10 protein-coding genes are annotated in these 10,140 nt (G+C 44.2%); 2 read left to right on the forward strand and 8 right to left on the reverse strand.

What is annotated here, in order from left to right:
• Positions 1–145 precede the first annotated feature (145 nt).
• Positions 146–337 carry a hypothetical protein gene (locus tag AS29_RS21685; RefSeq protein ID WP_035405347.1) on the forward strand — a complete coding sequence of 64 codons (192 nt, stop codon included), beginning with the start codon at positions 146–148 and terminating at the stop codon, positions 335–337.
• A gap of 22 nt (positions 338–359) precedes the next feature.
• On the opposite strand, the gene ysxE is transcribed toward AS29_RS21685, so the two are convergent.
• The 8 genes from ysxE to hemA all read right to left on the reverse strand — a co-directional run bounded on the left by ysxE (position 360) and on the right by hemA (position 8,990).
• Positions 360–1,376 carry a spore coat protein YsxE gene (gene ysxE / locus AS29_RS03125; protein WP_035405348.1) on the reverse strand — a complete coding sequence of 339 codons (1,017 nt, stop codon included), beginning with the start codon at positions 1,374–1,376 and terminating at the stop codon, positions 360–362.
• Between the two features lie 64 nt (positions 1,377–1,440).
• Entirely contained in the window at positions 1,441–2,457 is a 1,017-nt protein-coding gene (spoVID, locus tag AS29_RS03130) for a stage VI sporulation protein D (RefSeq protein ID WP_035405349.1), read from the reverse strand.
• A 307-nt stretch (positions 2,458–2,764) separates the two neighbouring features.
• The gene (gene hemL, locus AS29_RS03135; protein ID WP_035405351.1) at positions 2,765–4,051 is read right to left on the reverse strand and encodes a glutamate-1-semialdehyde 2,1-aminomutase; all 1,287 of its coding nucleotides are present in this window, start codon (positions 4,049–4,051) and stop codon (positions 2,765–2,767) included.
• A 25-nt stretch (positions 4,052–4,076) separates the two neighbouring features.
• A complete protein-coding gene (gene hemB / locus AS29_RS03140) occupies positions 4,077–5,054 on the reverse strand; it encodes a porphobilinogen synthase (protein WP_035405352.1) in 978 nt (325 codons plus the stop codon).
• 1 nt (position 5,055) lies between these two features.
• Entirely contained in the window at positions 5,056–5,829 is a 774-nt protein-coding gene (locus tag AS29_RS03145; RefSeq protein WP_035405353.1) for a uroporphyrinogen-III synthase, read from the reverse strand.
• Positions 5,826–6,761: a hydroxymethylbilane synthase gene (hemC, locus tag AS29_RS03150; RefSeq protein WP_035405354.1), complete on the reverse strand. Its 936-nt coding sequence runs from the start codon at positions 6,759–6,761 to the stop codon at positions 5,826–5,828. Before hemC ends, AS29_RS03145 begins: the two co-directional genes overlap by 4 nt.
• 30 nt (positions 6,762–6,791) lie before the next feature.
• Entirely contained in the window at positions 6,792–7,622 is an 831-nt protein-coding gene (locus AS29_RS03155; RefSeq protein ID WP_035405355.1) for a cytochrome c biogenesis protein, read from the reverse strand.
• A 15-nt stretch (positions 7,623–7,637) separates the two neighbouring features.
• Complete coding sequence (gene hemA, locus AS29_RS03160; protein ID WP_035405356.1) at positions 7,638–8,990, reverse strand: glutamyl-tRNA reductase; 1,353 nt, start codon at positions 8,988–8,990, stop codon at positions 7,638–7,640.
• Between the two features lie 247 nt (positions 8,991–9,237).
• Here hemA and AS29_RS03165 point away from each other — a divergent pair, with 247 nt between their 5' ends.
• Positions 9,238–9,720, forward strand: a complete 483-nt coding sequence (locus tag AS29_RS03165; RefSeq protein WP_051860566.1) for a LiaI-LiaF-like domain-containing protein — start codon at positions 9,238–9,240, stop codon at positions 9,718–9,720.
• Positions 9,721–10,140 lie beyond the last annotated feature (420 nt).

Genomic DNA, 10,140 nt, shown 5'->3' on the forward strand with positions numbered 1-10,140 from the left:
TTCTATCCATAATAGTATTATAAAAATGTTTTTTTCGTCAACATCTTCCCCGTTTTTTTATATTTTTATACTCGGATTCAAGGCAAGCACACCCGGGACATATGTACATAAACTGATTATAACTCATAATGGGAGGTGAATACGAATGCGAAAACGGTTTAATTCCTACACAGTACCTCCTTGGGTTAAAGAGCTGAGGGTGACTGCCGTACAATTTATAATTCCGATTACGATTTTTCAGGGTATACGGACTCTTCTTTTCCCCACCGGCTTTGATGTTCTTCTCCTTGCTGCTCTGATTTTCCTCGCGTTAGCTTTTCATATGGGCTGGCTATAGGCACAAAAAAAAGAGGGAGCTATCATCCCTCAGCCTGTGCTTCAGCCTTTTTCTTATTTTCAATATCGACAAGCCTCATCACAAAGTATTCGTTATTTTTAAAATACCAGTACGCTTTTATCAAATCCCTGTTTTGCTGAAGCTGGGATCTTTTATCTCTTTGATCCCCAGGCGATAGGACAGCCCGGTATAGTGCCTCAGGATAGGATAAGTAACTGATAAAAAGCGGCATCTCTTCCTCCCTAAACGGAAAATCCTTTTGATAGGTATAAAACCAATCCACACATTCCTCACAGCGGATTGGATACGTATTAAACGTTTTATAATAGAATTGGAGGAGATCATTCATCGGCGCCGCTCGATGGGCTTTTTCAAAATTGATTAAGTAGCTTTTCTCACTGGAATCATACACTACATGCTGAACGGACAAGCTCCCATGAATAAATGAAGTCCTTGCCGTCTCTTTTTCTTTCATGGCTTCATTCCATTCCTCGAGCCTTTCAATTGCAAAATCAGTTGCCCTAGCAGCTTCAACGAAGTACGTGACAGCCTGAAGCTCAAACGGGGAAAGATACCATTGTTTTTCACATTTTTCTACATACGCTTCATACGCGTTTTTTTGGTCTTCCCAGTTTTTTTTGGTGGCTTCAAAGCTCGCTTCCGCTTCTCCGCCCGTTAATTTGACTTCCTGCAGCGTTCTTCTGTGAAGCTTTGCTGTCTCTTTAAATAAATAATCATGTCTTGCACTGCGTTCATCAGACTGTGAATCCGGGAGCCAGGGCATGAGATAATAGTAATCCTCTCTTCCGGATGTAACCAGCTGATTATGCAAGTTGCGGTAGATGGGGATAAGATTCGTATAGCCTGCTTCATAAACAGAACGGACCCGCTCCGCAAACTGGGCGGATCTTGAAGCTCTCAGCTTCTTTAAAGCAAAGGTTCCCTGAGGGGAATACACTCTAATCAGCCGCGGACTATGCTGTTCCGCAAATTCAAGTTTTACCTGGTACTGATCAAGAATTGCCTGTAAGTCCTCCATTGGTTTCACCACTTATTTGTTTGATGATGAAAAAAAGCTGAGGAGCCTCAGCTTTAAACTGCCTTTACTTGCTGCTGGCGTATTGGGGAATGTAAAGTGTCTGCCCTTCATAGACCTCTTTATCTGCTGGAAGATGGTTAACCCTGATTAACTGCTGCGCGGATAAAGCGTAGCGCTCGCAAATAGAATCAATGGTTTCTCCCTGCTGCACGATGCAAATCTTAAGCCTGGTCAGTTCTTCATCTTCCTCACGGCCGAACAATTTTGTCAGCAATAACGAGTTTTCACTTTGAGCACCTGAGGATGCTTGCGGTTCTCTTGCTTCTGAACGGTGATCAGCTGACACTTCTTTACCTGCAGGTTCTTCATACAATGGCTTAATTTCCTGATATTCAAAGGACTGTTTTCGAACCTCCACGTCAATCTCCGGGTATTCTTCTTCAGCCTGTTCATCCAATAGCGCTTCTTCTTCACTTCTGAAGGCATAAAGCTCCTGGAAAGCCGCTTCTTTTTCCTCTTCCGTTCTCACATCTGCTTCGTGCGTTTCTTCATCTGCATGCTGGACAGCTTCACTCCTGTAAAGAGCTTCATGAGACTGCTCCGCTTGCTCTTCCCGAACTTCATGAATTGCTTGTACCTCTTCCGATTCCCTGCTATTTTCACCTATACCTGTTATAGACAAGTCCGCAAACAGCTTTAAGCATTTCGCTTCAGGCAAATCGTAATCAAACGAATCAATGGACACATAAACATCTTCAATCTTTTCAATTCTGTTTTTAGGGATCGTGATATCGACTGGAAACCGGTGTAAAAGCTCATGGGTGCCGTCATCCCTGACATGTACCTCATTAACAAAGCGCGCTGCTGAAAACTCAAATTCCTTATCGTCATTCTCAGGATTCAAAACCGCCCGATATTCTCCCGTCAGCTGAAGGGCTCCCCTTATGGAAACATACTGATCATGCTCTTCAATCGCTATATTCGGATCCAGGGATATCGATAAAAGTTCAAACACTTCCTGTCCTTTTTGAAACCAAACAGACTCTTCTACAGAAAATCGCAATGCTGCATCCTGTGACAAGCTGTTTTCCTCCCTTCTTGAAACTAACACATAGAATCATGACACTTTCACTTTATGAGTGCCGGGAGGAAAAAAGAACCCAATGTGGCGTAACCTCTAGCTGGTTTTAAAAAGCTGTCAAATAGCGTTTCGCCAATTAAAAGAAAGAACAAAGGTAAGACTCAATCTTTAAAGGAATAGCTCTGTGAAATTTGGCTGTTGATTCCGGCTGGAGGCGTTAGCTTTCTGCTCCAATCAACAGGTGTTAAAAATCCGCATCCTACTATAATAAAAAAGCTGTCCAGACTAAGCCTGGACAGCTCATATATTACTTCAGCCTGCTGAATGCTTTCTCTGCAGCTGAAATCGTTTTGCTGATATCATCATCTGTATGGGCAGTTGACAGGAACAGCCCTTCAAATTGGGATGGAGGAAGGAATACGCCTTCCATTGCCATTTCCCTGTAATAAGAAGCAAAGAACTCTAAATTTGAAGTTTTCGCTTTATCATAATTGATGACCTGCTCATTCGTAAAGAAAATCCCAATCATGGATCCGGCACGATTAATGGTATGCGGTATTCCGTATTTTTTTGCTGCTGCCGACAGTCCTTCTTCAAGAAGATCCGCTTTTCGTGCAAATTCCTGATAGCTTTCCGGCGTAAGCTGCTTCAGTGTTTCCAGTCCCGCTGTCATAGCGAGCGGATTGCCTGAAAGTGTTCCCGCCTGATAAATAGGGCCGCTCGGAGCGATTTGCTCCATAATTTCTGCCTTGCCCCCATAAGCTCCTACCGGAAGCCCTCCGCCGATTACTTTTCCAAGGCAAGTCAAGTCAGGTGTGACGCCAAAATAGCCTTGTGCACAGTGGTAGCCAACTCTGAAGCCGGTCATCACTTCATCAAAAATAAGGAGCGCTCCATATTCATTCGTTACGTCCCTGAGTCCCTCAAGGAACCCGGGCTGCGGAGGCACAACGCCCATGTTTCCTGCAACTGGCTCAACAATGATTCCGGCAATATCATCTCCGAATTCTTTAAACGCAGTGCGGATGCTTTCCAAATCGTTGTAAGGGACCGTAATGGTATTCTTTGCTACCCCCTCAGGCACACCGGGGCTGTCCGGCAAACCAAGAGTAGCCACTCCTGAACCTGCTTTAATAAGGAGGGAATCTCCATGTCCATGGTAACAGCCCTCAAATTTAATGATTTTATTGCGTCCCGTGTAGCCCCGTGCGAGACGGAGTGCGCTCATCGTTGCCTCAGTACCGGAGCTTACCATACGGACGATTTCAATTGAGGGAACCCGTTCTTTAACGAGCTTAGCCAGTTCGTTTTCAACAAGAGTGGGAGCACCAAAGCTCGTTCCTGATTCTACGACCTTTTTAAGGGATTCAACAACCTGATCATTGGCATGTCCATGAATGAGCGGACCCCATGACAGAACGTAATCAATGTATTCATTGCCGTCTATGTCGTAAATTCTGGAGCCTTTGCCGCGCTCCATAAAAATCGGATCGAGTTTCACTGATTTAAATGCTCGAACCGGACTATTTACACCGCCTGGCATTAGTCCTTGAGCTTCCTTAAATGCCTGCTTGGATTTTTCAAAGCTTCTCATTGTATTCGGGCCCCTTTCCTTATCGTTACTGATCCTTCAGCCAGCGGGCTGCATCCTTTGCATGATACGTTATAATCAAGTCCGCGCCAGCGCGCTTCATGCTTGTCAGTTTTTCCAGAACAATGGCTCTTTCGTCTACCCATCCATTTTGGGCAGCTGCTTTAATCATGGAATACTCTCCGCTAACATTATAGGCAACAATCGGGAGATTAAAGCTATTTTTCACATCGCGCATAATATCAAGGTAGGAGAGAGCCGGTTTCACAATCAGGAAGTCCGCACCTTCCATTACATCAGATTCTGCTTCTCTCATTGCTTCCGAGCGGTTAGCCGGATCCATTTGATACGTTTTGCGGTCTCCGAATTGAGGAGTACTGTGTGCAGCATCGCGGAAAGGACCGTAAAAAGCACTCGCATATTTAACGGCATAAGACATAACCGGGACATCTTCAAAACCATTCTCATCAAGGCCTTTGCGGATCGCTGCTGTGAATCCGTCCATCATATTGGAAGGGGCAATAATGTCAGCACCCGCTTTAGCCTGGCTGACCGCTGTTCTGGCCAGCAGATCAAGAGAAGGATCATTGAGAATTTTCCCCTCTTCAATGACTCCGCAATGACCATGATCCGTATATTGACATAGGCAAGTATCCGCTACAACAACTAAATCAGGAAAGCTCTCTTTAATTTGACGGATTGCTTTTTGAACGATTCCATGATCATGGTATGCTTCGGATCCTACAGCATCCTTATGATCAGGAACCCCGAAAACAATCACCGAGCGGATTCCCAAATCCACAAGCTCCTGCATTTCAGTATTTAAATGATCAAGCGATACCTGCTCAACACCAGGCATGGACGCTACCGCATTCCGCTTGTTTTCACCCTCTACGACAAAAATCGGGTAAATGAAATCTTCCGGTCTTAAAAACGTTTCTCTCATCATCGCCCGTATCCCTTCGCTTGAACGAAGTCTGCGATGTCTGGCAAACTGTAAATCCATGTTACGATTCCTCCTCATGTACATGTGCAATGATTCTTTCTACTATTCCTTCAATAGTAAAAGGACTTGCTATAAGCCCATCATACCCGTAATCTTTCAGTGTTTCAGCTGTCACGTCTCCAATACAGACAAAAACCGGTTCCCGTGCGCTCAGCCCTTCCGTATTCTGCATGTAGGAGTGCACGATGGACGGGCTCGTAAACGTGGCGTAATCTATTTTCCCTGCCTCAAGCAGGAGGGGAAGTTCCCCGTTCCGGCCGGGTACAGGCTGATTTTTATAAAGAATTAATTCTGCAGCTTCAATTCCCTTTTCTTTCATTCTTTTATAAACAGCCCGATTTGACAGACTCCCTCTTATAATAAGAACGCGGTCGTCCGAGGCTGCAGTCTGTGCCATTTCTTCAGCCAGCATTTCTCCCGAAAATACTTTGGGAATCATACTCGGTTTCATCCCTATTGTTTCCAGTGACCGGGCTGTTTTTTCCCCTACAGCGCCAATCCTGATTTTCTGCGGTAAAGGAAATCCTCCCTTTTTCATGAAGCAGTCAAAAAACCGGACTCCGTTTACACTTGTAAAAACAATCCACTGGTACGTGTGAAGCCTGCCCAGTTCCTCCAAAATCCGTATCTCATCATCAGCGGCAACAAAAGCAACCAGAGGAATAACAACAGGTGAACCGCCCTTCTCCTCAATTAGACGCGCAAAAGAAGCCGCCTGGTTTTTTTCTCTTGTAATCAAGATTTTTTTTCCACTAAGCGGCTTCTCTTTATTCATGATGGATCCAGCTCCTCCTTTACCCGGGAAATAAGTTCTTTAGCACCCTGCTCTTCAAGCTTGCGGGCAAGCCTTTTCCCAAGGTCTGACGGTTCGGATCCTGTCATCGATTCACGGTAAATGATTTTTCCATCAGGATCAGCTACAAGTCCCGTCAGCTGTACTTGCTGATTATCGGTAAGAACGGCATACCCGGCAATTGGAACCTGGCATCCGCCTTCCATGTCTTTCAGAAAAGCTCTTTCCGCTTTCACTGTTTCAACAGTCTCAGCATCGGATACCTTTGAAAGAATTTCAAGCAGCTCCGAATCGCTCTCTCTGCATTCAATTGCAAGCGCCCCCTGGCCGACAGCCGGCAAGCAGTCGGAAGGATCTAAATACTCCGTAACGGTATCCCTGCTCCAGCCCATCCTGGAAAGTCCGGCTGCTGCTAAAATAATGGCATCGTAATCTTCCGTTTGCAGCTTTGTTAGACGTGTATCTATATTGCCCCTGATCCATTTAATCTCCAGATCCGGCCTGATGGATAAGAGCTGGGCGCTTCTCCTTAAGCTGCTTGTCCCGATAACAGCCCCTGCAGGAAGCTCAGAAAGCTTGCGGTGATCCTTTGAGATAATGGCGTCTCTTACGTCCTCCCGCTTAGGGATGCAGCCAATGGTCAGTCCGTCCGGTAGTTCAGCCGGCATATCCTTCATACTGTGAACAGCCATATCGATCTCACCATCCAACATAGCCTGTTCAATTTCTTTTACAAACAGCCCTTTGCCGCCCACTTTCGATAAGGTTACATCTAATATACGGTCGCCTTTTGTTACAATCTCTTTTACTTCAAACTCATATGGAAGTCCTAAATCTTGAAGCTTCCGAATAAACCAATTTGTCTGTGTTAGTGCGAGCTTGCTTTTTCTGGATCCAATAATGATTTTCCTCATGTGTATCCTCCCAATCTCCATTCCCGAAATCTATGAATACACGTGAAAACGGGACAAACTTCCAAACAAGAAAAAGTTAATAAGCAATACCAGGAAAGCTGCCGCATTCCATAAAGCAATCGGTTTTCCCTGCTGATCCTTAACAATTTTAATATACAGATAAATGCTGTATACAATAATGACTCCAAACGAGCCCGTTACCTTCGGGTCATACCATTGAAAATCCGGCACCTTGATGAAGGCCCATATTGAACCTAGGATTAAACTGAGCAGCAGCATCGGAACTCCCGTTACATTCAATAGGTATGCCATGTGATCAAGGGTCGACAAATCGTTGATCCGAATGAGCTTTTTCCCCCATTGCTTTTTCTTTAAAAGCCTGTATTGGAGCAAGTACAGCATGGAAAAAACAAAGCTGAGCGAAAACGCTCCATACGATAAGATCGCCATCGTAATATGGATAATGGACAGTTCTGAAATCAGCTGCTCTGAAAGCTGTCCAGGCTGATTTTGAGAAATGGCGAAGGTATGCAGGGCAAGCATGATAAATCCGAGAACACTTGTGAAAAAGGGAATGAAATCAGCCTTTTGCATCCAGTTTAAAACGAGTGAGAGCGTCACGAGCACCCATGTATAAAAATATAAGCCTTCTACTATATTCAAAATCGGAAACGTCCCAAATACGGCCATTTCATAAAACAAAAAAATTGTTTGCAGCAGCCAAACAATAGAAAGCAACCAGAAGGCAATTTTGCTTGCCCTCCGGTTCGTATGAACAAAATCAATAAAATAGAAGAGTACACAGCAAGCATATATAATGACCGCTGCTTCATTTAGCCGGTTCAGGTCCAACCCAATCATTTAGCCATACCCTTTCTAATAAGATGGATAGGAAACGTGCTGAACGGTTTGAGATTCGATAGCGCGCTCAGATTGACTATTTTTTTCTTTTTGCAGTTTGACCTGTTCACTAATATTAAAAATATTTGCAAATAGCTCCAGAGCATCATGGCCATCCGGTTCCGCCGCAAGTTCCTTCGCCTTTAGGATGGGATCGCGGAGCAGCTGGTTTATGATGCTTTTTGTATGCTTATTTAAAAGCTTAATATCCCGCTCTGACAGGTCCGGCATTTTCCGTTCAATACTTTGCATCGTTTCCGACTGGATTGACAAAGCTTTGTCGCGGAGCGCTGTAATGACCGGAACGACTCCAAGTGTATTAAGCCATTGCTTAAACTGCACGATTTCCAATTCAATCATTAAACCAACCCGTTCAGCAGCTGCTCTCCGCTCTTGCACGTTAGCCTCAACAATTCCTTCAAGGTCGTCAATATCGTATAGAAAAATACTTTCCAGTTCATTGATTGCAGGATCTATATCCCTGGGAACAGCAATGTCCACCATAAATAGCGGTTTTCCTCTGCGCTGCTTTTCAACTTCCGCCATCATTTCTTTCGTAACAACAAAATCCTTTGCTCCTGTTGAGCTGATGACGATGTCTGCCTCTTCAAGGGCGGCTCTAAGCTCTGAATAGCTTTTCGCTTTGCCGCTGAATTTATCTGCCAGCTGCCTTGCCTTTTCATACGTCCTGTTCACAACTGTTACTTCACTGACGCCGTTTCCGTGAAGGTTCCGGGCAGCGAGTTCGCCCATTTTTCCTGCACCGAGAATCAGGACGCGCTTTGCGGATAAACTTCCAAATATCTTCTTAGCAAGCTGAACAGCTGCGTAGCTTACGGACACGGCATGGGTACCGATTTCTGTTTCAGAATGAGCTCTTTTGGCAAGCGTGACCGCTTCCTTAAACAGATAGTTAAAAACAGTGCCTGTCGTCTGCAGTTCCTGCCCTTCGAGAAAGCTTGAGCGCACCTGTCCCAAAATTTGAGTTTCTCCTACAATCATTGAATCAAGGCCGCATGAAACGCGGAAAAGATGGTCTACAGCCCCATCATTTTCATAAAAAGTCAGAAACGGGGCGAACTGCTCCATTTCAAGATCAAACCACTCTGCTAAAAATGCCTTCAGATAATATCTGCCGGTATGTAGCTGATCGACTACAGCATATACCTCGGTGCGGTTGCACGTTGAAACAATAATATTTTCAAGAACGCTTTTCTGCGTTTTTAATTTTTTCATGGCAGACCCAAGTTCAGCTGGATCAAAACTGAGCTTTTCACGTATATCAACAGGGGCAGTCTTATGATTTATGCCTACAACTAAAATATGCACTTTCTTCAATACCCCCCTATCTTCTCTAGTACTTAAATAACAATAATTATTCTAAAGTAAAAATAATTCTTTGTCTAATCATTTACTTCTTCTCTAATTTATATTATAACATGATAGAAAAGTGTGCTTCTGTTAAAATGTGAACAGAGTATGAAACAGAAATTCTAAAAACGTATGTATTCCACCATGTACATTACCAAAAAAAGCGCTTTCTTTCAACAGAGAGTCTATTTAATTGAGGTGACCCATGAAACAGCGACCAGCATTTCCAGCCTACTTTTTAATCATGATCGGAGCCTATTTTCTGCTGCAAAAGCTGAACATTGTGCTTTTTCCGGAACAAAACAGCTGGCAGACCCTCATTCTGCTGTTCGGAGCCGTCTTTCTTCTAACCAGCCTGGCAGGAAAGGATGATACATACTTGGTGACGGGATTGATTATGACCGGATTAGGTATTCATTTTCTGATGTCAGGAAAAAATCCAGCTTGGCCTAATCATCCGGCCGGCATCACCATCATTGTCGGAGCGTCCCTGCTTCTCGCTTCTTTTAAAGCCAAAAGCGGGTATGCTTCTGGAGCGGTCGTTCTCCTTGCAGGACTGTTTATTCATTATTTCCAGCAGATAGCGGATACCTTCAGCCAGCTTCAACAGGGAATTGGCTATGCCGAGAAATTCTGGCCATTCCTGTTTTTAGCAGCCGGGCTATTCTTATTATTCAGGAAAAAATAAGAAAATATTCCTTAAAAGGAAAAGCTTTTTTACAATGATTGGTGAAATAAGCAATCAAAAAGAGGGGCTGGCTAAAAGTTCTTCTGAGAGGAAAAGGATTGAAATCGAAACCCCCGGGATGCTGTTGCATTCCGGGGGTTCTGTTTTAATAATAGGTATTTAGAACAACTATGGTTAGGCTGATTGGAGCAGAAGATGCGCGACTCCTGCGGGAGCAGCGGGACAGGTGAGACCCCGCAGGCGTTTGCGCCGAGTTATCATGAACGAAACTAGCCCCTTACTCGTAAAATCGTAGGTTAATTTGGTTAGACTGTTTTTGTCAAACAAAACCAAATCAGAGCTACATTACGGAAGGAGCTAGCTATTATGAAGGATACCATTAAATACGTAGGTTTAGACGTATCAAAAGAAAATATTGCC

This window comes from Bacillus sp. SJS (assembly GCF_000732485.2).
Classification (GTDB): Bacteria; Bacillota; Bacilli; order Bacillales; family Bacillaceae; genus Metabacillus_B; species Metabacillus_B sediminis.

Bases quoted from the DNA above. Each gene is read 5' to 3' on its own strand.
- AS29_RS21685 (WP_035405347.1), top strand. From the start codon at position 146: ATGCGAAAACGGTTTAATTCCTACACAGTACCTCCTTGGGTTAAAGAG.
- ysxE (WP_035405348.1), bottom strand. From the start codon at position 1,376: ATGGAGGACTTACAGGCAATTCTTGATCAGTACCAGGTAAAACTTGAA.
- hemL (WP_035405351.1), bottom strand. From the start codon at position 4,051: ATGAGAAGCTTTGAAAAATCCAAGCAGGCATTTAAGGAAGCTCAAGGA.
- hemB (WP_035405352.1), bottom strand. From the start codon at position 5,054: ATGGATTTACAGTTTGCCAGACATCGCAGACTTCGTTCAAGCGAAGGG.
- AS29_RS03145 (WP_035405353.1), bottom strand. From the start codon at position 5,829: ATGAATAAAGAGAAGCCGCTTAGTGGAAAAAAAATCTTGATTACAAGA.
- hemC (WP_035405354.1), bottom strand. From the start codon at position 6,761: ATGAGGAAAATCATTATTGGATCCAGAAAAAGCAAGCTCGCACTAACA.
- AS29_RS03155 (WP_035405355.1), bottom strand. From the start codon at position 7,622: ATGATTGGGTTGGACCTGAACCGGCTAAATGAAGCAGCGGTCATTATA.
- AS29_RS03165 (WP_051860566.1), top strand. From the start codon at position 9,238: ATGAAACAGCGACCAGCATTTCCAGCCTACTTTTTAATCATGATCGGA.